The sequence below is a fragment of the Phycisphaerae bacterium genome (assembly GCA_018003015.1).
Classification (GTDB): Bacteria; Planctomycetota; Phycisphaerae; order UBA1845; family PWPN01; genus JAGNEZ01.
Map to the genome: position 1 here is coordinate 62,781 of JAGNEZ010000008.1, position 22,504 is coordinate 85,284.

General features: G+C 64.9%; 14 protein-coding genes and 1 tRNA gene. 2 read left to right on the forward strand and 13 right to left on the reverse strand.

The window, feature by feature from the left end; genetic code table 11:
• Positions 1–11: 11 nt before the first annotated feature.
• From KA354_05565 to KA354_05610, 10 genes are all read right to left on the reverse strand, one after another.
• Entirely contained in the window at positions 12–3,281 is a 3,270-nt protein-coding gene (locus tag KA354_05565) for a hypothetical protein (protein ID MBP7934101.1), read from the reverse strand.
• Positions 3,278–5,443 carry a BatA domain-containing protein gene (locus tag KA354_05570; protein MBP7934102.1) on the reverse strand — a complete coding sequence of 722 codons (2,166 nt, stop codon included), beginning with the start codon at positions 5,441–5,443 and terminating at the stop codon, positions 3,278–3,280. Before KA354_05570 ends, KA354_05565 begins: the two co-directional genes overlap by 4 nt.
• Complete coding sequence (locus KA354_05575; GenBank protein MBP7934103.1) at positions 5,440–6,363, reverse strand: DUF58 domain-containing protein; 924 nt, start codon at positions 6,361–6,363, stop codon at positions 5,440–5,442. The genes KA354_05570 and KA354_05575 overlap by 4 nt, the downstream gene beginning before the upstream one ends.
• A gap of 30 nt (positions 6,364–6,393) precedes the next feature.
• The gene (locus KA354_05580; GenBank protein ID MBP7934104.1) at positions 6,394–7,425 is read right to left on the reverse strand and encodes a MoxR family ATPase; all 1,032 of its coding nucleotides are present in this window, start codon (positions 7,423–7,425) and stop codon (positions 6,394–6,396) included.
• Positions 7,426–7,549: 124 nt separating this feature from the next.
• Complete coding sequence (locus tag KA354_05585; protein MBP7934105.1) at positions 7,550–9,181, reverse strand: SpoIIE family protein phosphatase; 1,632 nt, start codon at positions 9,179–9,181, stop codon at positions 7,550–7,552.
• A 316-nt stretch (positions 9,182–9,497) separates the two neighbouring features.
• The gene (locus KA354_05590; GenBank protein ID MBP7934106.1) at positions 9,498–10,556 is read right to left on the reverse strand and encodes a MoxR family ATPase; all 1,059 of its coding nucleotides are present in this window, start codon (positions 10,554–10,556) and stop codon (positions 9,498–9,500) included.
• A gap of 13 nt (positions 10,557–10,569) precedes the next feature.
• Complete coding sequence (locus KA354_05595) at positions 10,570–12,027, reverse strand: hypothetical protein (GenBank protein ID MBP7934107.1); 1,458 nt, start codon at positions 12,025–12,027, stop codon at positions 10,570–10,572.
• Complete coding sequence (locus KA354_05600) at positions 12,027–13,580, reverse strand: hypothetical protein (protein ID MBP7934108.1); 1,554 nt, start codon at positions 13,578–13,580, stop codon at positions 12,027–12,029. Before KA354_05600 ends, KA354_05595 begins: the two co-directional genes overlap by 1 nt.
• A gap of 201 nt (positions 13,581–13,781) precedes the next feature.
• Entirely contained in the window at positions 13,782–15,239 is a 1,458-nt protein-coding gene (locus KA354_05605) for a hypothetical protein (GenBank protein MBP7934109.1), read from the reverse strand.
• On the reverse strand, positions 15,236–16,747 hold the full coding sequence (locus KA354_05610; GenBank protein MBP7934110.1) for a hypothetical protein: 1,512 nt from the start codon (positions 16,745–16,747) through the stop codon (positions 15,236–15,238). Before KA354_05610 ends, KA354_05605 begins: the two co-directional genes overlap by 4 nt.
• Positions 16,748–17,316: 569 nt before the next feature.
• Here KA354_05610 and KA354_05615 point away from each other — a divergent pair.
• Positions 17,317–18,705, forward strand: coding sequence for a DEAD/DEAH box helicase (locus KA354_05615; GenBank protein ID MBP7934111.1), 1,389 nt, complete (start codon positions 17,317–17,319; stop codon positions 18,703–18,705).
• A gap of 114 nt (positions 18,706–18,819) precedes the next feature.
• On the opposite strand, the gene KA354_05620 is transcribed toward KA354_05615, so the two are convergent.
• From KA354_05620 to KA354_05630, 3 genes are all read right to left on the reverse strand, one after another.
• The gene (locus tag KA354_05620; protein ID MBP7934112.1) at positions 18,820–20,475 is read right to left on the reverse strand and encodes an FAD-dependent oxidoreductase; all 1,656 of its coding nucleotides are present in this window, start codon (positions 20,473–20,475) and stop codon (positions 18,820–18,822) included.
• Positions 20,476–20,485: 10 nt separating this feature from the next.
• Positions 20,486–21,007 (reverse strand): rhodanese-like domain-containing protein, encoded by a 522-nt coding sequence (locus KA354_05625; GenBank protein MBP7934113.1) that lies wholly within the window; start codon positions 21,005–21,007, stop codon positions 20,486–20,488.
• A gap of 81 nt (positions 21,008–21,088) precedes the next feature.
• Positions 21,089–21,517: a winged helix-turn-helix transcriptional regulator gene (locus KA354_05630; protein ID MBP7934114.1), complete on the reverse strand. Its 429-nt coding sequence runs from the start codon at positions 21,515–21,517 to the stop codon at positions 21,089–21,091.
• A gap of 123 nt (positions 21,518–21,640) precedes the next feature.
• Here KA354_05630 and KA354_05635 point away from each other — a divergent pair.
• Positions 21,641–21,713, forward strand: a tRNA-Ala gene (locus KA354_05635).
• The last annotated feature ends 791 nt before the right edge of the window (positions 21,714–22,504 follow it).

Sequence of the window (22,504 nt, forward strand, 5' to 3'; positions counted from 1 at the left end):
GACAACACCTTCTAGATCAAGCCAATTCGCTTGCGCACGACCCACTCCAGCGTCAGGAGCAGGATGATCGGGGCGAAAAACCAGTAGCTCTGGGCCAACCGGGTCTCGCTGACCACCGTGCGGCCCGCGCTGAGCGGCTTGAGCAAGCCGGCCAACCGGCCGACTTCTTCCTCACGGAGGTAAGTACCGCCGGATGTGGCCGCCATCGCCTTGAGCAACTCCTCGTCACTGCTCAGGCGGGCTGTCTCAGAACTCTGGCCGGGCTCGACGGCGAATGTCGTTCGTGCCTTGGTCTCCAATTCGGAGAAACCCTCGATCGAAACGCCCACTTCGTATTCGCCTTCGCCCAGGGCGGGAGTCGCCGCACAATACCGGCCGATCCGGCGGGTATCGGGTTCCAGGGGCATGGCCGCCACTTTGACCCCACCGCGGTAGATGGCCGCTTCGCCCCGAGCGCCGACCAGGGGCTTGCCCTCCCGGTCGGAAAGCTGGACGCGAATGCGTGCGGACTCACCGGCCTGGTAGGCAGGACCACCCGCATCAAGGGCGAGGAAACGATCCTTGACGGCGAACGGAGCCTCCATGAGCCAGTTGACGATCTGGTTCCAGTATCGCGTCTGGTACCGGTCCGCCACCTCATATCGCCATCGCCAAGTCTCGTCCGAGGCACAGTAGAGCACGTGACCCGCGCCCACCTGGCGGTGAACGAGAAACGGAATACGACGCTCATCGCGGCAGACCGCCTCGGCCAGCACCTCGGTACCCTCGAGAGCCCGGACCGGCGCGATCCAATGCGGTGCGGGCAGAATGGGCCACAACGCGGCGTTCATGCCCAAATCGTTCTCCAACCGCAGGGCAGCCGAGAGGCGACCCGGAGCGGCGAGTTCAAGATGGTCCGGAAGCGAACGCCCGAAACTGTCCGCGGGACCGACCGGGATCAACCGCCCAAGCACCGTCCGCTCATATTCCCTCAGGTGTCCTCGCTGTCCGTCGATCAGAACCAGCCCCCCGCCGTGCTTCTCAACAAAGTCACGGATCCACTCGAGCTCCTCACCCCGAAGGGCCCCCGGCGGCAGCTCCCCAAGGATGATCAACCCGTAGGCCATCAGCGATTCACGATCCGGAGGAAACCGGCCGGGACCGTCAACTTGGCTCCACGCGGCTCCCTGGGCCCCGACATCCTGAATCAGGAGATCGATCCGCCACTGCCGATCACGATCGAACAGGTCTCGAATATACCGCGTCTCCCAGCGCGGCCGCCCGTCCAGCAGGAGTATCCGCCTACCCTGCCGGGTCACCATGAATCGCAGATCGGACGAGTTGTTGTCGCGCCGGCATTCCCCGTCAACCGGCGACAGAGCTACCTGAAGCCCGACGGGTTCCGACAGCATCTGCACGTCGGCATGAACGACCGCGTTCCTGGTGGCCATCGCCTCCTTGGCCGCGAAGTCGAAATCGATCCGGCGTGCGCCGCTGCCGTCGGTCTGCAGTTCCTGTTTCCAGACCTCACGGCCCTTGTCCGAGATGGTCACCACAAACGAGCGGCCGGGAGCCATGGCATCCCGCAGAAGGACCTGACCCTTCACGCGATCATCCGCGTAGACCGATTGTGGCGCCTGGACCTCCGCTAACGCGAGATCGGGCGGCTCGACAGGACTTCCCAGGCCGACCACGTGAACGGGAACGCCGCGGGCCCCCAAGAACCGGGCCAGCTCGAGCGGCGACCCACCGTCGTTGTGCCGGCCGTCGGACAGGAGCACAACGGCCGTTCGATCGGCCCCCTCACCTACAGAGCTCCGAATGCCGTCAGCCAAGTCGGTCACACGGGACTCGGGCGTACCCGGAAGCACATCCGGCATCCGAGCCGGCATGTTTGAATCCCATACTCGTCTTGCCTCCGCACCTGCGAGGGTCATGATATCGACCTGATGAGTCCCGTTGAGCTGGGCCGCGAGTCCTCGCTCCGTGTCGAGAAGGAGCGATTCGGCCCGTTTCCACCTCGTCTGAACAGAGACCTCGTCCAACACCTTACGCAGCTTCGGATCGCCGGACTTGACGACGCCATCGGCATAGGCGGCGAAGGCGGCGGTGAATCGCTCCTCCCACCGACCGAGCATGTCGGCCACCTGGGCGAGTTTCGACAGGTCGGCGGTGCGATCGTTCGCTGCCAGCTCGCGCCGCAGGCGGCGCACCGGTTCGACGATCTCGCGATCGAACTCCTGCCGCAAGCGGAGGAGTGTTGACGCCCCGTCCTGGCCGGGCTGTTCCCAGTTCGACAGGAAGAGCCCGGGGATAGGCCATTCCTTCTTGCCATCCGGCCGATCCCAGCCGACGCAGACGAAGTCCTCACCACTTCCTTCCTTGTGCAGGGCCTCGATGTAGTAGCTCCGCCCCGCTTCGAGCCGGACGGGCGCGGATCGCTGGGATGGCATTACTTCCCATTGATGGTACGGGGTAAAGCCGTCGATTCGAGCGATGGTCTTCTTCTTGGAGTGATCCTGATCTGGGCTCAGCGCGAGGATTGAGTCGTCATCGCTGTTGATCCTGAAGGTATACGTGCCCGCCAGTGGCGGACAGATGAAACCTCGGACCCGGGTTCCGTAGTTGTCGCCGCGGTTTGGCCGGCTCTCGAAAAGGTCGCGGCTCTCCTTCTGATCGGGAGCCTGCTTGAACTTGGGGCTGCCGGTGAGATCGTCGAGCTTCGCTCCCGGAACACCCTCGAAGTACTCGACGGTCACGCTTCCCCGCGGCGGATCGAGCGGCGGCAGGCGGGAGATGTCCAGCCCGGCGAGCCGCCTGGCGGCCTTCTCGAGCCGAGCCTGCAGCCGTTTCAGCCGATCCTCGCGGCTGAGGCCCATGAGCGGCCCGCCCTGACCCATGGCGATCTGGCAGGCCTCGCTGAGAAGCCGGCCGAAGTCCAGCAAACCGAGATCGATCTTGTCCGTCGAAGCGTCACCTCGCGAGGCGGCGATCAGTAGCTTGCGGCCGGTGTCGAGGTGCTCGTCATTGAGCCCCATGCTCTGCGAGCCGTCCACGAAGACCAGGACCCGGCCCAGTTGGCCCTCCTGCCAGCGATGGGTCAGTACCGGGCCGGTCAGGCACACAACCACCGCGAATACCGCGAATGCGCGGATCAGGGGCAGCAGAAGCCTGGCCCAGCGCCGGGCCTGCGTTCGCACATCGCGGCGATACCCGTGCCAGGCCAGCAGGGCGGCACCCAGACCAAGCACCGCGCCCTGCCAGGCCGTCAGAATCCCGGCGAAGTCGAGACGCAGGCTCATGTGGCCCTCCTCGCGAACCACTGCTCCAGCAGCATCTCCACCGCCAGGAGTGCCAGCACCGCAACGAACAGATAGCGCCACACCTCCCGCCCGTGCCGGCGATGACTCTGCAGGGTCGCGTATTCCTCGAAGGTAGCAGCCACGTCCGCGCCGAGCGTGGTCCCGACGCCGGCCAGTTCACGCTCATCCAGCATGCGGAGGTCTGACTCTTCGCGTGGCGCGTTGACGGCGAAATGCGTTGCCGCGATTCCCTCGCCTGAGAAGACGTAGAGCCCGGGGTGCCAGGCCGGGCCAAAGGCCACCACGGCGCGAGGGCCATGCGCGGTGGCGGTCATGCTCTGACTGCCACCGTCCGGCAAGGTCACCTTTGCCCTGGCGCCCTCGCGTTCGGGTGGCAGGAAGAGGACCAGCTCGCCGCCCGACTCGACGTTGGTCGGCGGGTAGACGGTGGACGCGAGATAGGTGACCAGTTGCTGCATCAGTGGGACGTACGCCGGGCGCATGGGCATGTTGCCCCAATCGGCATCGCAGGCCGTCGCGCAGAAGATGACCCGCCCCTCGCCCAGCCGCCGCTCGATCAGCAGAGGATCGCCGTTGGCCAGCCGGGCAAGTACGGTCATGGCGTCACCCGCGGTCTTCAGGGCCCCGGCATCCTCTGGCGGCAACCACATCCAGACCTCCGCCCCCGCGATGGTGCCGTTCTCAGGGTTGTTGAACAGCACCATCGCCTCGTGCTCGAAGTGATCCGCGGCAACGGAGGTCTGCATCTCGCGGTCGGTCTGACTGCCGGCCGGCGGCCGCAACCGCAGCGGCATGAGCCCGTCGCCGGCCTTTGCCAGGGCGGCATTGAACCACCCCACGTCGGTCTTCGAGCCGGAGAAGAACAGGAGTCCTCCTCCCGATCGCACGAACTCCTCGAGCAGGTTCGTCTGCTCGGCAGACAGCGTGGCCACGTTCGCCAGCACCACGACGCGCGTGTCGACCAGTGCCTTCTGATCGAGTTGACCGGGTTCCAGAACCCGGGCACGAACCAGGTCCGACAGCCGACCAGATCCAGCGAAGGGCTGGAGGGCGATTTCGAGGTAGTCCGTCTCGCCGCCGAGGGGTTCAGGGCTGGGTTCGCCGTTGATCAGAAGCACCGGGATGCGGCTCCAGACGCGGAGGGACGCCAGCATCGAGTTGTCGGCCATGATCGCATCCGGATCGACCGCGACTTCGACGTAGTGCGATCCGGCCGTCTCGAACACCTGCGAGAACATGACCTGGGCCTGTTCACCCGATCCCACGGCAATCTCGGTGGTCTCGCTCTCGCGGCCGTCCACTTTGAGGTGAACGCGCAGTCCGCTGCGGGCGCTCCGTCCATCGTTGCGGACGGTCGCGGTCATGCGGGTTCTCTGCCCCACTCCGATCGCCAGACGCGAGAAGCTCAAGGCGCCGACCGAGACGTTGTCCACCGGTTCGCCGCCGCAGCGCAGGAGGGTGACATGAGGCTTGACCGGCATGGCCCGGAGACCCGCGGCGCAGCGTCGGAGCTCGGCGGTCTCGGCCTCGCCCCAGCTGACTCGCTGAAAGTCACTGACCACCACCAGCTCGCGGTCGGCGTGGCCCATCTCGCGGAACCGTCCCACTGCGGATTCGATTGCGGCGGCAGGCCGTGCCCTGGCGAAGCCCTCGGGCGCGTCCGCCAACCGCTTGCGCAGACCTGCGAGGTCCACGGTCGACTTGGCGAAGACGGGATGCCCGCCTCCGGCCAAGGGTACGACTCCGGCGTCGGAACCGCGCGGCAGGCCTGCCAGGATCGCGTCCGTCGTGCGCTTTGCCTTGGCCAGGCTCGACTGGTTTCCGCTGCCAGCCTCCATCGAGTAGCTGTTGTCCAGCACCACCACCATGGAGCGCATGGCGTCGCCGGGCAGGGCCTCCCATCCGGTGAGCACCGGCCGGGCCATGAACAACGCGATTGCGGCCGGGATCGCCATGCGGACGATGAGCAACAGGACTTGCTCGATCCGCACTCTCCGGCGATTCGTTCGAACGACCGATTCGAGGAGGTGCATGGCCCCCCAGTGCACGACCCGGTATCGGCTGCGGTTGCGCAGATGGATGATCAGCGGGATGAGGGCTGCCGCGATGCCGAGAGCCATGATGGGAACGAGGAAGCTCATCCTTTCCTCTCCCTGAAGGCCAGGTACTCGGCCAGGGCTTCGGCGTAGGGTCGGTCGGTAACGATTGGCAGCAGATCGATGGCGTGCTGCCGGCAGCCGCGGGTCAGCGTGTCCTGGTACTCCTTGAGCTTCTCGACATATGCGGCCCGCAGGGTGGCGGGATCGACCATGTGGTTCCGGCCGGCCGTCTCCAGGCACTCGAATCGCGTCCACCTGGTGAACGGGAACTCGAGTTCATCGCGATGCCACAGCTGCAGCACGATGACCTCGTGGCCCGCGTGACGGAGTTGGGCGATGGCCCGCAGGAACGCGTTGACCTCGTCGAAGCAGTCTGAGAGCACGATGAGCAGGCCGCGGCGATGCAGTTTCGCGGAGATGCGGCGGAACACGTCGGCGAGGGAGGTCTCACCGCCGGGCTGCTGGGCGCTCAGGGCGTCGATCACCACCTGCATGTGCCTCGGCGTCGACCGTGGCGGCACGTACTTGCGGACCGTGGTGTCGAAGAGCATGAGACCGACCGCGTCCTGTTGGGCAAGCAACAGGTAGGTGAGACAGGCTGCCAGCCGGATGGCGTAGTCGTACTTGGAGAGGCCCACGGTGTCGCCGGTCTCCGCGGCGGATTCTCCTCCGTAGGCCATGGAGCCGCTCGCGTCGACGATCAGCGTGGCCCGGAGATTGGTCTCCGCCTCGTACTCCTTGATGAAGTAGCGGTCGGACTTGCCGAAGATCCGCCAATCGAGATAGCGCAGGTCGTCGCCGCGGACGTAGGCCCGGTGCTGCTTGAACTCGACGCTGAGGCCCTTGTGCGGCGACTTGTGCAGGCCGGCGCAGAAGCCCTCGACGATCATGCGGGCCAGCAATTGGAGATCGGCGATCCGACGGAGGTCGTGAGGGGAAACCAGTTCGGTCGCACGGCTCATGGTTCCACCGGCTTAAAGAAGCTGGCTCGGCTAGAGGACCCGGGCCTTGGGGCGAGGCATGGCCGCCAGCATTCGATCCACGATCACATCCACGGTGATTCCCTCGGCCTCGGCGTTGAAGGTGGGCACGATGCGGTGGCGCAGGATCGGATGGGCCAGGGCCTGGACGTCGTCGGTGGTCGCGTGGTAGCGGCGTTGCAGGAGGGCTCGCACCTTCGCGGCCAGGATGAGATTCTGGGAGGCACGTGGCCCGGGCCCCCATTCGATCAGTTCCCTCGCGAAGGGGAAGGCGTTGGCGTCCCCCGGCCGGCTTCTCCGGACAAGGTCGAGGACGAAGTCGGTCACGTGCGGTGGCACCGGCACCTTCAGGACCGTCTGCTGGCAGGCGATGATCTCTGCCGCGCCGACGACCGGGCTCAGGTCGACCTCGAACGCGCCGGTGGTGCGGTTGATGATCTCTCGCTCCTGCTCCCGGTCGGGGTAGTCGACCTTGACCTGAAAGAGGAACCGGTCTCGCTGGGCTTCGGGCAGGGGGTAGGTCCCTTCCTGCTCGATGGGGTTCTGTGTGGCCAGCACGAAGAAGGGCTCATCGAGCCTGTAGGTTCGCCCGCCGATGGTGGCCGAGTGTTCCTGCATGGCTTCGAGCAAGGCGGCCTGGGTCTTCGGCGGAGCCCGGTTGATCTCGTCTGCCAGGATCATCTGGGCGAAGACCGGTCCCTTCTCGAAGACCAGCCGGCGCCGGCCGGTGTCGGGTTCTTCCTGGATGATATCGGTCCCGGTGATATCTGCGGGCATGAGGTCGGGGGTGAACTGGATCCGGCGGAAAGAGAGGTCCATCGCCGCCGACAGGCAGCGGACGATGAGTGTCTTGGCCAAGCCTGGCACTCCTTCGAGGAGGCAATGCCCACGTGCCAGGATCGCGATCATCACCTGTTCGACGACGTCGTTCTGGCCGACGATCACCTTGCCGATTTCTCCGGCGATTGTCTGATAAGCTTCGACCAATCGTTCGGCGCCTTTGGAGTCGCTGGACTCGTTTGGGCGGATGCCGAATCGTGTCATCACGGCGTCCTCCTGCCATGCACATTGAACACGAAGGGGAGAACGAAGGAGCCCGATGGGGCATGATCGTCGCCCCCCGGCCGGTGTGTCAAGCGCATGGGGGCGTGGATCGACCCGGGTGGGGCTAGCGGGTGCGGCGGCAGGCGAGGAGGACGAGGTCGTCCGATTGCCGGCAGCCGCCGCGGAAGGCTTCGACGCCGCTGACGGCGGCGTTGACGAGTGCGGGGGCGGTTCGCTGGTTGGCCTGTTCGAGTGCGGGCAGGAAGCCGGTTTCACCGAAGAGGTTGCCGTTTGGGTCCATGGCCTCGGTCACTCCGTCGGTGTACATGACGAACGATTCGCCGGTTCTGATCTGGGGAGGGATGGTATTCTCGTATTCTGGATCGTCGAATGCTCCGAGCATGAATCCGGGCTGGACGGTCATCATGGTGGGTGGGCCGGTAGCGGGGACGATGGCCGGGGGCGGATGTCCGGCTGACGCGACCTGGATGGTGGGGCTGGTGTTCTCGAGCATGATCGCGAGGCAGGTGACGAAGGACGAGGACACTGGTCGCCGCCGCATGAGGTGATTGAGGCGGGTGAGGAGTTCGGCGGGGGTGGTGCACCGATCGACGAGGGCGTGGATACCTGCGTGGGCGCTGCTGGCCAGGAGGGCGGCGGCGGCTCCCTTTCCGGAGACGTCGGCCACGACGAGCCACAGTCGTTGGTCCTCGGTGCGGATGGCGTCGTAGTAATCGCCGCCGACCTCGTGGCACATCTGATGGCGGCCGTGGATTTCCCACCCGTCGACCTCGGGCCATTGTGCGGGCATGATGGCCTCCTGGACGCGGCGGGCGCCGGTCAGTTCGGCCTCCATGCGTTGGTGGGCGAGTTCGGCCTGGTGGAGGCGGGCGTTTTCGACGGCGGTTCCGACCATAGCGCCGACGGCGGAGGCGAAGTCGAGGTCCTGTTCCTTGTAAGGCCAGCCGCCCTTGCGGCTGTCCACGTACATGAAGCCGGTGACGGCCTGGTCGCGCATGAGGGGGACGCAGAGGGCGGAGTGGATGTTGCCGGACACGATGCTCTGGGCCATGAGCAGGTTGGCGTCGGAATGGGTATCGGCGATGAGGATGGAGCGTTTGGCGTCGAGGGTTCTGCGGAGGATGGAGAGGCTGAGGGTGACGCCGACGCGGTGCATGGTTGCCGGGCGGACGAACAGCTGGTCTGGATGGTGCTCCGGGTCGCAGGTCAAGCCGAAGACCACGACACCAGCTTTTAGAGCCTCAGACAACTCTGAAGAAGCCGCATCAATCAACCCGGCGACGTCTCGCTGGTTGAGCAGCCGCTTGCTGATCTTGTAGAGGGCCCCCAGGCGTCTGGCGTCGACTGTTGCCGCCTGGTTGGGGGCGCGTTCGATGGTAGTATCGGCGGTCCGGGTGATGTCTGCGAGGGTGACTCCGGCGTCGAGTTCGCCGCGCCAGATCGAGGTTCCCGCGAGGAAGGTGAGGGTCATTTCTCCGACGCTGAGGACATCGCCGTCGGCGAGGCGATGGCGGGTGATCCGGTGTCCCTCGAGGAGGATTCCGTTCTTGCTCTGGAGGTCCTCGACCCACCATTGGCCGTTCTGGTCGCGGAAGAACCGTCCGTGGCGGCGGGAGACGCCCTCGCCGCCGAGGACCAAGTCGCACTCTTCCGTTCTGCCGAAGAGGGCGGCATCGGCCTCGAGCCGAAACACGTTTTCGGCCCGGGATGGCTGCTTGATCCTCAGGGTTGGCATGTTGTGGAGTTTACGGTTGTCCTGGGACACATACAACCCCGGGATTGGGTTAGCTGGCTTGCTGAGCGTCGGGTGGTTTTGGCGAAGCGAACCCATTTGCGTGGCGGAGGACCCGCGTTATCGGTGCCGCCAGCGGGTTTTTGCCTCGTCGTCGAGCGGAATACCGAGCGCCAAACGAAGCCAATTGCAGGTGGTCGGGCCTTGGGGAGGCTGGTCCGGCCGCCTTGGGAAGAACACCGCGGCTGTCCCGCGGAGCGACGGTGGAGGCGGCGTGGTGGGTGGGTTTGGCGTGGGGCGGGCAAGGGGTGGTGGCCTGCTACTCCTGCTCAATCTCGATGTCGCTGAAATCGGGTGCGGGCGTGCTGTCGGCGTACTTAGGAATGACCGGTTCGGGGACGGCATCGAGGAGTTGGCGGATGATTCCGACCGAGTCGACGCCCTCGGCCTGGGCGGCGAAGTTGCACGCCAGGCGGTGGCGCATGACGGGGACGGCGAGGTCGCGGATATCGTCGATGCTGACGGTGTAGCGGCCGTCCATGGCGGCGATGGCTTTGGCGCCCCAGATCAAGCATTGTCCGGCCCGTGGTCCGGCGCCCCAGTCGACCATTCGGCGGATGAATTCGGGCGCGGTGGGGTCTTTGGGGCGGCTGGCCCGCACCAGTCGGGAGACGTAGTTGACGACGTATTCGCTGATGGGCACGTTGGCGATGAGTTTTTGCATATTGAGCAGTTGGCGGGCGTTGAGGATTTTGGCGAGTTCCTTGCGGCCGCCGCCGGTGGTGGTGTTGAGGATCTGTTCCTCCTCTTTTTCGCCGGGGTAGTCGACCCAGATATTGAACATGAAGCGGTCGAGTTGGGCCTCGGGCAGCGGGTAGGTTCCCTCCTGTTCGATGGGGTTTTGGGTGGCGATGACGAAGAACGGGTCAGGCAGGCGGTAGGTTTCCTGGCCGACGGTGACCTCGCGTTCCTGCATGGACTGGAGGAGGGCGGCCTGCGTTTTTGGGGGGGTGCGGTTGATTTCGTCGGCGAGGACGATATTGGCGAAGACCGGTCCGCGAACGAAGCGGAATTCGCGTCGTCCTTCCGGTGTTTCGTCGATCACGTTTGTTCCGGTGATATCGGACGGCATGAGGTCGGGCGTGAACTGGATGCGTTTGAAGGTCAGGGTCATGATGTCGGCGAGGGTGGACACCATGAGGGTCTTAGCGAGGCCGGGCACGCCGACGAGGAGGCAGTGTCCGCGGGCCAGGATGGCTGCCAGGATCTGGTCGTAGACCCGCCGCTGTCCGATGATGACCTTTCCGATCTCGTCCTTGATGAGGGTGTAGCTTTTCTGGAAGCTCTGCATCAGAACGGCGTAGGTCTCCTTGGCCATGGGGTACTCCGGATCAGACGTTCGCGTAGCGAGCCGCACGCAGGGCCCGGCACAACCGCAGCCACCAGTATAACCAAGAACCGGCCGCCAGCAGTATCATGAGGAAGGCGAACAGTTCGGCGGCGGTCAGGTGGACGCCCAGGAGCGTCACCCGGAAAAGCTGGTCGAGTGCATCGCCCACGTTGCTGATGAAGACGAAGGTGGTGACCAGGATGATGAGGGTCAGCGGCCAGATGAAGGGGGAGGCGTAGTAGCACACGGTGGCGGACACGCGGTAGTCGCTGATACCCAAGCGGAACTGGGCCCACAGGCAGGCGGCGAAGAGCATCATGGCCTGGGCGCCGAAGGGTATGGAGAATGCGATGATCAGGGACGTCACGCCTTCGCCTCGTTCGTAGCCGAAGAAGGCTCGTGCGGAGATGGCATACCAGTTGACCCACTGCATCAGATTGGTCGCCACGAGTGAGCCCAGGACGATCAACAGGAAGGTTCCCCACCAGAAGTGTCGAGCGGTCGCGTGCCCGGCCTGCACTGGCAGGCGTTCGAAGAAGGCCGGGGTGCGGATGATGTGTCCCTGCAATCGGACGAGTTCGAGGAAACCTCGCGGGCTGAACTCATGCCGTTCCCAAGCCGTCGGCTGTCGCCGGCCGCCGGGCAGTGAATCCTGGAGCAGCAGGCCGCACTCGGGACATCTGCCTGCCGACGGCAAGCCGGTGATGCGGTACCCGCACTGGTCGCAGAGCGGCTCGCGCGGTGCGAATGCCGGCCCGGCCGGGTCGCCCACGTATCGCTTTGCCCCGGCGATGAGCATACGCAGAACCAGGAAGGAGAAGAGCAGGATCATAGCGACGACGGCGGTGAGACAGAGGATCTCGGCCGCATCGAGCAAGCCCGGCTCCACACCTGTCGGCTGGAGCAGGTGGACGGCCAGGCATCCGACTGCTCCGGGCAGGAGTGCGGTGGTGGTCCAGTACACGTTTTTAAGGCTGCGTTTGAAGGCCGACAAGGCGCTGTCGCCGCCGGCGCACCACGGCATGGCCAGGATGGCGATAGCGGCCAGGGCGAGCTCGCCCATCGGCACGAGCAACACGGTCAGCAGCGGCGGCACCCAGTTCCAGCTGGTGGAGGTGGTCCCCACGGCCAGCTCGATGACGGTTCGAGCCAGAGCCACGCGTATCCCGTGCAAGCCGCCCGAAGACCGCATGGAGTTGGCGTAGTTGGTGAGCAGGATGTAGCCCACGATGCCGGCGGCGAAGAGGACGGAGACGGCATGGGCGGCGAGGGCCGACTTCCAAGTGCCCACGGCCAGATGCGGTCCCAGCCGCCCGGGCATGAGCCAATAGCAGAGCAGTCCCTTCCAGAAGGGGATACGCCGAGCGCGTTCCGGTCGCGGGGCGGTGGCGGGCAAGAGGTGAGCCACGTGCTCGGTACGGGTCGGAGTGGCGATCGATACGCGGACAGCTTCAGCCACTACGGGGTCTCCTTTTCCCGAACGACCCTGCTGTAGACAAGATCCACATTACTATAGATGTCTTCGGGATAGCTGGTGTTTGTGCTCTTTCCCCCGTCATCCGCGCCGTCGGGGCCGACGCTGTAGAGGATGTAGTCATTCCCTTCGCGGCGATACCTCAAGACGCCACGGTCGGCGTAGTCGACGGGCAGTCGGGGGAGGAAGTCGGGTACCAGCTGGGTGAGGCTGTCGGGGTAGCGGGCGTGTTTGCGATGATACGCGGCCAGACCGAGCATGGTCATGCTCGCCTCGACATGTGTTGCCCCGGCGTAGCACCGGAGCATCGCGGTGCTATTCCGGGCATAGAGCCTGAAGACCTCGCCGTCCAGGACGCCCTCGAACGAGTCTGTGGGCTCTTTTTCTCTCTCTGCGAACCACGCGCGCATATTGTTCCTTGTCGCGGCGACTGCCCAATACTGCTCCACATTACGGCAAGCCGTTTCATAGTCGTGAAACAACGGGGAAGCCACATTCCACAATCGGGACGCTGAACCGGCGGCACCCCCCCACCGTCCGATCCGGGCCATATTCGCGAACGAGCTGACGTCGACCCAGTCACCCCCCTCCCGCACGAAGCAGTACTCCAACTGGCATCGCTCTCCGATGCGAGCGGCATCAACCATCTTGGACAATTCGGCTGCGCCTCCGCGAATCGCATCGATCTGTCGGGCGAGCGTGGCGGTCTCGGCGGGAACGCACCCTTCCCGGGCGGCCAAGCCCATTTCCCGGGCAACCAGTCCGTCGATGGCCGTGGCGGTGAGTTCAGGCAGGAGGCAATGGGACCTGCGCACCTGTCGGGCGAGTCTCAGGGTCATGAGCCAGTCGTCGGTCGCGGCCTGGCTATCATGGTCGTGTTCTCGGGCCCAGCGGGCGTGGGCCATGAGACACGTTGTCCACTCGCGGTAGGACCTCAGTGAGCTGGGGATGGTTCCGGGCAGCATGCCGACGGTGTCGTCCCACCACCCGGCCTGGAGGGCTTTTCGCATGGACTCGCGGCTGCTGTTGAAGGCCGCGGACTGGAAGAGCTGGTCGGCGGCCTTGATTGCCGAGCGTGTTGGATCCCACGGGCCTTCAAGGACGGAACGCATCTCCGGCGGATTGGGGCTGGCCGCAAGGAAGCCAGTTCCGGGCGGGAGCAGCGCGGCAGAGGCATCGGGTCCGACGGATGGCCGAGGCAGTACAACCTGACGGACTACTCGAGGCGACGGCAGCGCGGCAGAGGCATCGGGTCCGAAGGATGGCTGGCTGGCTGGGGGAGGGGCCAATTGCGGGGGCTTGGCCAGGATCTTGTATGCCTGGGTCCAAGTGATTGCCCCCGGCCCGGGCGGATCCAAGGCCTGCAGTTGGGCCTGCCAGTAGTCCGGTCTAGGCGTCGGCCGGAGTGTGATCCGCAGATAGGCGAACCGCCCGAACCAGGCATAGAGGGCGAGGATGACGACCAGAAGGACCAGCCAGCCTCTGCGTTTCCTACGAGGAGGACGGAAGGCCCTGGGGATGTGGTGGTGCTCGTTCATGGCTGCTGAGCATCTCCCGCCGACGCCGACTGACGGATTGCTGCCCGCTGGTCACCGACATTGTACCGAACCGGGGACCTGTGTCTCTACTCGCGGGGCCGTGACCGGCCCTGCGTCGCCCGGGCCCCGCTGCGGGGGGCTGGCCTGGGCGGCCCCGGCGCGCAGCCCGGCTACCCCCTATTGCCGCTCACCGGTCTGAGCTTACACATTCGCGTAGCGAACCGCGTGCAGCGCCCGGCGCAGCCTTGCGAGCATGAAGTAGGATGCTCCCAGGGCCGCCAACCACAGGACCGCGTCGATCAGGTCGGCGGGCGTCAGCAGATGGTCCAGCAGTGGTACGGTGGCCGCTTCCGCGAGCCTCTGGCCGAGTCGAGTGGAGAACGCGGACAGGGCTGCGATTCCGACGAACAGGAGGGGCCACAGCAAGGGTGAAGCATAGTAGCAGACGGTTACCACGACTCGACTGTCGGTCATCTTCAGCCGGCATTCGGCGTATTGGCATGCCGCAACCACGAGCAACAGATGGAGGAGCCATGGCAAGCCCAGGGCCGCGCCCGCGACCAGCATTCCCCTGCTCCAGGCATCGTCGGGATCACTGCGGATCTCGATCAGCGGTGGAAGGACGGTCTGGGTCAGAGCGGTGGAGGCGAGCGAAACCAGGGTCATCAACAGGAGTGTCCCCCAGCAGAAGTGCCATGCCGCCCGCTGCCCCTGGTAGACGGCCAGGGTATTGAAGAAACTCGGATCACGGAGGATCTGTGGCTGGGTGTGGGCCAATTCCAGGACTCCGTGGGCGGTGAGCCGGGGTTCATGGCCAAGTGGCGGTCGACGGCATCCCCCCGGCAGCGAGTCCTGGACGGGGGTACCGCACTCCGGGCACAGGCCGGTCAGTGGCAGACCGGTGATTCGATACCCGCAGTGGTCGCACAATGGCTCGCGGGGTGAGAAACCTGGGCCGGTCGGCTGGCCGACGTACCGCCTCGCCCCAAGGAGCAGTGTTCGGATGAACAGACCGAGGAGCAGCAACACGAGGGCCACCGGAACCGGACTTAGCAGCTGTTGGCCGTACACGTGCGTAAGCGGTTGCCAGGTCGGAGGCATGAGCCCGCAAGCCGTCCAGTAGACCGCCGATGCGGGGATGAGGATCGTGGTCGCCCAGTAGGCGCTCTTGAAACCGCGCCTGGCCGCCGACTTGCCGTCGTCGCCGTCCGCACACCAAGGGATGAGGAAGGCAGCGAGGCAAGCGGGTGCCGCTGCGATGACCGCCACCACGAAGAGGACGATCATAACCCTGGCGGTGTTCAGGCTGAAGGAAGACCCTTGGGTGACCAGATCCAGGAGCCCGCCGACCAGGATCAAGCGCAGTTCCCGCGGAGAGGTGAGGACCTGGAGCAGTCCTGCTGACGAGCGAGTTCCCAAGTGCCAAGCGACGCTCAATCCAAGCAGTACGGAGAGGGCGTGGGCTGTGAAGGCTCGGGTCCACGTATCCACGACGAGATGAGGGCCCAGCCGTCCGGGCGTGAGCCAATGGAAGAGCAGCCCTTTCCAGAAAGGGACTCGCCGGGCGGGCTCGGGGCTGGGCGCGGTCGGAGGCAGGAACAGGGCCACGTGGTCCGGATCCGTCACCCATTCGATCGAGGTCGGATTCACCTGAGTCATCGCGGGCACCTCTCAGCACGGGAATACGTCCCGAGGACCAAGTCTCCCTTTTCGTCCAGAGGGTCCCGTGAATGACGCCTCCATGTTTGCCCGCCGTCGTCGATTCCATCCGGTCCGATGCTATAGAGGGTGTAGTGTTCGCCTCTCAAGCGATATCTCAGCACACCGCGATCGGCGTAATCAACCGGCAAGCGAGGCAGGTAGTGGGGTATCAGGTCCGCGAGTTGCTGGGGATAGTGGCCCTTGGCGAGCCTGAACCTTTCCAGTGCCAGCATGGTCAGTCCGGTGTCCAGCTCCATTGCGCCGCTGTAGACCGTGGTCATCGTCCAGACCGCATCCTGCCCAGCGTTTCGAACCTGGCCATCCAGGATACTTGGGTCACTTCGCAGCCCGCGGTTTCTGGTGACGTCGTGGGTGTGACATGCCCTCAGGTCTACCAAGGACGCCAGTGTGGCGGCCAGCTGATTGGCGTTTCGACAGGCGGTGGGGTAGTCGTGGAACAGCGGAGAGGCCAGGTTCAGCCACCGCGAATGACGCTGGCCGGCCCGGGGTTTGGCTGTCCAGGCATGGAGTTCCATCTCTCGTCCGGTGGCAAACTCGCTGACATCGATCCAATCGCCGCCCTCCCGGACGTAGTACCGGTCGATGCGATCGCGGGTTTGAATCCACGCTGCCTGCGCGACTTTGGCGGGCCATGCAGCCGGGAGCAGGATGGCGTCGACGTCGCGCATGAGGGCAGCGCTATCCACGACAGTCGGGTCTTCGCCTGCGGTCAGTCCGATCTCGACAGCCACTTCCCGTGTGATTCCTGACGCGCTGTGGTAAGCCAGAGGAGAGTGTGATCGGCGCAGCTGAAGGGCCAGACCGAATACCGTCAGCCAATCCTCGACCATGGCCTCACTGTCGTGCTCGTGTTCGTGCGCCCAGCGGGAGTGGGCGAGGAGACAATGGGCCCACTCCTTGTATTGGACGCAGGAGTCAAACCTGACCGAGGCCGGCTGATTCAGGCTCTGGTCCGCCCAGCCGAGCCCGACGGCCTGCTTCAGCGCTGCTCGGCTCTTCTTGAACTCCGCTGACGAGAAGAGTTGACCGACGGACCGGATATCACTGCGCGACTCATCCCAGTCTCCGCGCAGGATTTCGTAGAAGTAATAAGTATCAGACCGCTCCTGGGGAGACAGCATTCGGCTGGAAGGGTCCGAGGCGGCGACGAAGCGTATCGCCGCTGCCGGGATTGGCTGACTCGTGGGGACGACCGCACGGGGGCATGTCCCGAGGAGCCTTCCCGCCTGGTCGGAGGAGATCGCTTGCGGGCCGAGCGGTTCCAGTGCTCTCAGCTGGGCCAGCCAGTAATCGGTCCGAGGCGTCGGCCGCAGGGTAATCCGTGGATAGGCGAACCAGGCGAGCCACGCGCTGGAGACAACCAGGATCAGCAGGGCTACGTTCCACCGGCGTCTGCACCCGGGTGGCGAGATGGAGAGAGCGGGAATGCGCGGACGCTCTGCCATGCCGAATCCTCCTCGGTCACGCGCAGGATGCTCGGTAGCCCGTGCTCTTTTCCCTCGCGGTGCGGGACTGGGCGGAGGCGACCTGGGAGCGTCAAGTCACCGCGTTTATGCGTTGGTCGTCCTCGAATGCAGTGTCGAATCCACCAAGATTCAGGTCAACCCCAAGAGCCCACAGCCGGACCGTGGACATTCAACGGCCCGGGCGAGTCGGGATTGCCCGGGTCTTTTCCGGGTGCCAGGGTCGGGGGTGGGTGCAGGGGGAGGATGGCGTCTGGGGACGGCCAGATCCTGTAGACGGCGAGGAGCGGAGCGGGTCGAAGAACGGGCAGATGCCGAGTCTCCGTCCGTGGGGGCCGCTGGGCCGGTCGGTTCCCTGGTTTCCCGTTTTCTGGCGTTGCCGGGGGGGGTGCTGGACATCTTCTGGAGAACCTGCTACACTTCTCGTATTCAGTGGGCGATAAAGCCATTGGATCAGGGCCAGGTTTCGATGGCTTGATAGGACGCAGCATGCGGCCGCCACACTCCCCGGCACCATCCACTTTCGCCTCGTTTTTGGAAGAGTAGTATTGATGACATTTGAGCAGTTTGGGCTCGCGGAGCCCATCCTTCGTGCGGTTCGCGCCGAGGGATACACCACCCCCACTCCGATCCAGGTCAAAGCCATTCCGCCGGCCGTTGAAGGTCGCGACGTTCTGGGTTGCGCCCAGACAGGCACCGGCAAGACCGCTGCCTTTGCCCTGCCGATCCTTCACCGCCTGGGCGGGCTGGGGCCCGGTGATGGCCGGCATGGGCGGGTGATCCGGGCGTTAGTGGTTGCCCCGACGCGGGAGCTGGCCGCCCAGATCGGTGACAGTTTCCGCAGCTATGGTCGGCACATGGCGGTTCGCTCGGCCGTCATCTTTGGCGGAGTGAATCAGAGCCCGCAGGTGCGCGCCTTGCGGGGCGGCATTGACATTCTAGTCGGCACTCCCGGCCGGCTGCTCGATCTGATGCAGCAAGGTGTGGTTGATTTAAGGCACGTTGAGGTACTGGTTCTCGACGAAGCGGATCACATGCTGGACATGGGTTTCATTCCCGACATTCGCAGAATCCTGGCGAAGGTGCCGATCCGGCGGCAGACGCTGTTATTCTCTGCGACCATGCCCGAGGACATTCGCACGTTGGCGAACGCCATTCTGCGACAGCCGATTCACGTGGAGGTTGCGGTGTCTTCACCGGCCGCCGAGACGGTTGAGCAGGCGGTCTACTTTGTGGACAAGCGGAGCAAGCCGGCGATGCTGGAGTCTTATCTCAACGCCAACGCGATCACCCGGGCCCTGGTTTTCACGCGGACCAAGCACGGTGCCGATCGTGTGGCCCGGCATCTTACCCGGGCCGGGATTCGGGCCGAAGCCATCCACGGCAACAAGAGTCAGGGTGCGCGGACCCGGGTGATCAACCAGTTCAAATCGCAGGCGCCGCCGGTGCTGGTGGCGACGGACATAGCGGCTCGCGGCCTGGACATCGATGCCGTCTCGCACGTCATCAACTATGATGTGCCCAACGTCCCGGAGACGTACGTGCATCGGATTGGCCGGACCGGCCGGGCAGGAGCAATGGGGCTGGCGGTTTCGTTCTGTGACCACGAGGAGATGGCGTACCTCAGGGATATCGAGCGGCTGATCCGCAGGCCGATCCCGGTCAGCTCGAAGCGGGCCGGCGTGTCGGCGATCCAGGCGCGGCCGGCGGCTGGCGGGCACCGGCAGCAAAGGCCAGAGGCTTCGGGCTTTGGAGGCGGGTCTGACTGCGATTACGGCCTTCAGGAGGCTGGGGCTGGTGCGCACCCGGCGACGGGCCCGCAGGCCTGCCACCGGGGTGCGGCCTCGCATGACCGTCCGCAGGCAGTGCTGGCGGCGGGGACGCGCCGCCTATCAGGTTGGTCACGGCCCAGTCGCAGAGGGCTCCGCAGGGGCAGGTGAGGGTGTGCGACGGGGTCACGGCTGCAGCGTTCGACGGCTGATTCGGTATGGTTGTCGACGGCCGGTTATTGACTGACGATCGTCGACTGCCGGCCACCGGAAGCCAGCCAGGTCCTATGCTTTGTGCCAGGCCTTTCTGAAGAGTGTGTAACCGCCGGCGAGGTTGCGGACGTCTTTGAAACCGCTCTGCATGAGGATTCTGGCCGCCACGTAGCCGCGCTGTCCCACCTGGCAGAACACCGTCACCGGCTTGTTTTTATCCAGGCGGAACATGCCCTCGCGAAGTTGTTGAACGGGGATGTTGACCGCGCCGGGCAGGGTGCCTGCGGCCACCTCGGCCGCGGTGCGGACGTCGACGAGTTGTCCGGGTTCGATCGGATCGCCTGGCAGGACCTGCTGGAGATGCCCGTCGAGCTGGTTCTGTGCGACGAATGCGGCGATGTGGACGGGGTCCTTGGCGGCTCCGAACTGAGGGGCGTAGGCCAGATCAACATTTGCCAGGTCGTCGATTGTAGCGTTGAAGCGCATGGCGGTTGCGATGACGTCGATCCGCTTGTCGACACCCGTGCCGCCGACTGCCTGAGCGCCGAGGATGCGCCGCGAGCGGGCGTCGAACACGAGTTTGAGGATCATCTGCTCGGCGCCGGGGTAGTAGCCGGCGTGATGGCCGCGGATTGCGTAGGCTGCCGAGCAGGCGAAGCCGGCCTTGCGGGCCGCCTTGAGGCTCATGCCGGTCATGGTCGCCGCCTTCCCGAACAGGCCCACGATGGCGCTGCCAGCCACCGGGGTCGCGGCGGGTGCGGCACCGGTCGCGGCATGCTGGCCTGCCAGTCGCCCGTTGCGGTTAGCCGGTCCCGCGAGGGGTACGCGGGTGGACTTGGCAGTGGGCAGGTAGAGGACCTCGGCGACGTCGCCGGCCGCGTAGATGCTGGGATCGTTGGTCTGCAGGGACTCGTTCACCGCGACGGCGCCGCTCGCTCCGATGGTGAGGCCGGCGGCGGCGGCCAGCTCCGCGTTCGGGCGAACGCCGATGGAAATCACGATCAGGTCGGCGGCCAGCGTCTGGCCGCCGGTGAGCCGGACGCCTTTCGCCTGCCCGTCCTCGACGGTGAGGCTCTCGACTTGGGCGCCGAGGCAGATCGCCACTTTGTGATCGTGGAGTACAGGTTCCAGGAAAGCGGCCATCTCGGGGTCCATATTCGGCAACAGCTGGGGCTGAAGCTCGACCAGGCTCACTGCGAGTCCGCGGCTTGTCAGGGCCTCGACCATTTCGAGGCCGATGAAGCCGGCCCCCACGACCACGGCCCGCCTGGGTTTTCGCTTATCCACGCAGGCCTTGATCCGATCGGTATCCGCCATGTCGCGGAGGGTAAACACGTTGGAGCATTCGATGCCGTTCCATGGCGGGCGGATCGGCGAAGCGCCCGTTGCGAGAATGAGCCGGTCGTATGGTTCGAGCGATCGCTCACCGGTCTGATGGTTGAGGACCTCGATCTGTTTCCCGGCCCGATCAATGCGGGTGACCTCGTGGCATGTCCGGACGTCGATTCGGAAAGTCTCGAGGAAGTGCTTGGGCGTAGCCACCAGGAGCTTGGAGCGATCGCGGATCTGCTCGCCGATATGGTACGGCAGGCCGCAGTTGGCGAAGGACACGAACTCGCCCTTCTCGAAGATCACAATCTCGGCCGATTCGTTCATCCGGCGAGCCCGCGTGGCGGCACTCGCTCCGCCGGCCACGCCTCCAACAATCAGGATTCTAGGTGCTGACATCCGCGACTCCTTAGCAGCAGGACTTTGACGTACAGGAGGACGGTACGTTCCAAGGCATCGCCGCAAGCAGCTTGGCCATGGGACAGAAACCGGTGAGCCCGGCCACGACAAGCCCGAGCGCCACAAAGGCATCGATGAGCAAGAACCACAGGTTGAAGTGGGCCAGGGCCAGCCCGATCAACAGAATGGTGCCCGCCGCAACCATGACCTGCCTGAAGATCGGAATCGGCTGACGGCTGCGGACGATCTCGATGCCGGCCGCCTTGCAGGCCTCGATGCCGCCTTCGAGCGTCACCAGGTTCTTGAAGCCGATCTGGGCCAGTTGCTCCGCAGCCTTGCCGGACCGCACGCCACTCTTGCACATGAGCAGCAGTCGTTCGCTCGGGTCCCAATGGTTTGCCGCAGAGAGGATGCGATCCAGGGGAACGCACTCCGCCTTCGCAAGCCGCTCCGCCGCGAACTCATCGTACCCGCGGACATCGATAATCCGGCCTTCCCAACTCGTCACGTTTACCGCGGTCAGCTTCTCCATGATTGATACTCCCAACAGATTCTCTTATTCACAACCGTACTACGAGCCTCCTCCAAGTTCCCGCCCCCCCGGGGACGCAACTTATGTCTGACTTCTCCCGTCTTGTTGCTGAGATCCCGGTGTTGCCGAGGGCAAGGGTGGGCCCTGGTGCTCCTTCATGCAAGCCAGCAGCCAGCCGGGGCGCGGATCAATCACGCGATAGTAGACTGTCTTTCCCATTCGCTCGCATCCTAGAATCCCGTGGGCCTTCATCATATTGAGGTGCTGGCTCGCGGCGTTGCCGGGGATCTGGAGATGGTCGGCGATCTCCTTCACCGATAGCCGTGCGTTCAGGAGCAGGTCGCAGATTCGGAGCCGGTGCGGATGAGCCAGTACGCGGAGCACGGATGCCGCATGCTCCAATCGGGTCATAGGGACGAGGGTGGGGGTTGCGCCAAGCATATCAGCACAACTATAGGTCATGACCTCATGATGTGTCAACCTGAAAACGTCGTAACCCGGAATAATCATGGTTACTCCCTTGACGCATGTGCATATCGTGGGTTTAATAACCGATCTTGGTGCGGGTGGCCGCACCGGCCGTCGGCAGCTGTCCGATGGTTGAGTTACACGGCGGATGTGGTTACTCGGCTGGGGGCCGTAGCTCAGTTGGGAGAGCGCTTGCATGGCATGCAAGAGGTCGTGAGTTCGAATCTCATCGGCTCCATTCCCCAAGTATCTGACGGAAAAGCACTTACGATCCGTCAGCATCCTGTCATCAGGTCTGACGAACGTGGCACTACACTTCTGGAGGTAGTGTCATGCCCCGAAGCCGACCCGCTTCAAATTCCCTGTCGCTCCACAAGCCGACCGGCCAACTCTATGTGACCCGTGCCGGTAAGCGGATTGACCTGGCTGCCGACCATGAGTTGGCCCGGAGAAGTACCATCGCCTTGCCCTTGGGCTCGGAGCCCCCATCCTCCAAGACGGCGCTCCAGGACTCTCGGTGAAAGCGTTGGCGAACCGGTTCTTGGAGGCCCAACAGGCAAATTGGCAGGACCCCACCGACACCTTGCGTTCATACAGGCAGACTACCGATGCCGATCGCATCTGGCGTGGTTTCGGGGGAAGCCGGGGATTGGGCTGATGGCCTGGTCGACGCCACTATCGCAGTGCGCATCCAGTCCTTCTACGTGAGGCCTGGCCGCCGTGGCGGGGAGAGGGACACCCTCCCATCGAGCAGAATGCTATTGCCGGAACTCGTTGACGAGCATGGCGCAAGCTGCATCCGGGATTTACACATCGAGACTCTGAGGGACAAGCCGGGGACGCCGGAGGACACGGGTTAGTTCGCGCAGTTCGGATCGGCCGGTTTACCCGCCCCGCTGTAACAGCGCTGGAAGATGCCGAAGTCATCCTGGTCCACGTCGTTGTCGCCGTCGAAGTCGGCCGCCCGGCACAGCCGCGAGCCGTCGTGCGGGATGGCCGGGCCGGAGGCGCAGCCCTCGAAGAGCTCCA

Coding starts and splice junctions, on each gene's coding strand:
- KA354_05565 (MBP7934101.1), bottom strand. CDS start 3,281: ATGAGCCTGCGTCTCGACTTCGCCGGGATTCTGACGGCCTGGCAGGGC.
- KA354_05570 (MBP7934102.1), bottom strand. CDS start 5,443: ATGAGCTTCCTCGTTCCCATCATGGCTCTCGGCATCGCGGCAGCCCTC.
- KA354_05575 (MBP7934103.1), bottom strand. CDS start 6,363: ATGAGCCGTGCGACCGAACTGGTTTCCCCTCACGACCTCCGTCGGATC.
- KA354_05580 (MBP7934104.1), bottom strand. CDS start 7,425: ATGACACGATTCGGCATCCGCCCAAACGAGTCCAGCGACTCCAAAGGC.
- KA354_05585 (MBP7934105.1), bottom strand. CDS start 9,181: ATGCCAACCCTGAGGATCAAGCAGCCATCCCGGGCCGAAAACGTGTTT.
- KA354_05590 (MBP7934106.1), bottom strand. CDS start 10,556: ATGGCCAAGGAGACCTACGCCGTTCTGATGCAGAGCTTCCAGAAAAGC.
- KA354_05600 (MBP7934108.1), bottom strand. CDS start 13,580: ATGAACGAGCACCACCACATCCCCAGGGCCTTCCGTCCTCCTCGTAGG.
- KA354_05605 (MBP7934109.1), bottom strand. CDS start 15,239: ATGACTCAGGTGAATCCGACCTCGATCGAATGGGTGACGGATCCGGAC.
- KA354_05610 (MBP7934110.1), bottom strand. CDS start 16,747: ATGGCAGAGCGTCCGCGCATTCCCGCTCTCTCCATCTCGCCACCCGGG.
- KA354_05615 (MBP7934111.1), top strand. CDS start 17,317: ATGACATTTGAGCAGTTTGGGCTCGCGGAGCCCATCCTTCGTGCGGTT.
- KA354_05620 (MBP7934112.1), bottom strand. CDS start 20,475: ATGTCAGCACCTAGAATCCTGATTGTTGGAGGCGTGGCCGGCGGAGCG.
- KA354_05625 (MBP7934113.1), bottom strand. CDS start 21,007: ATGGAGAAGCTGACCGCGGTAAACGTGACGAGTTGGGAAGGCCGGATT.
- KA354_05630 (MBP7934114.1), bottom strand. CDS start 21,517: ATGATTATTCCGGGTTACGACGTTTTCAGGTTGACACATCATGAGGTC.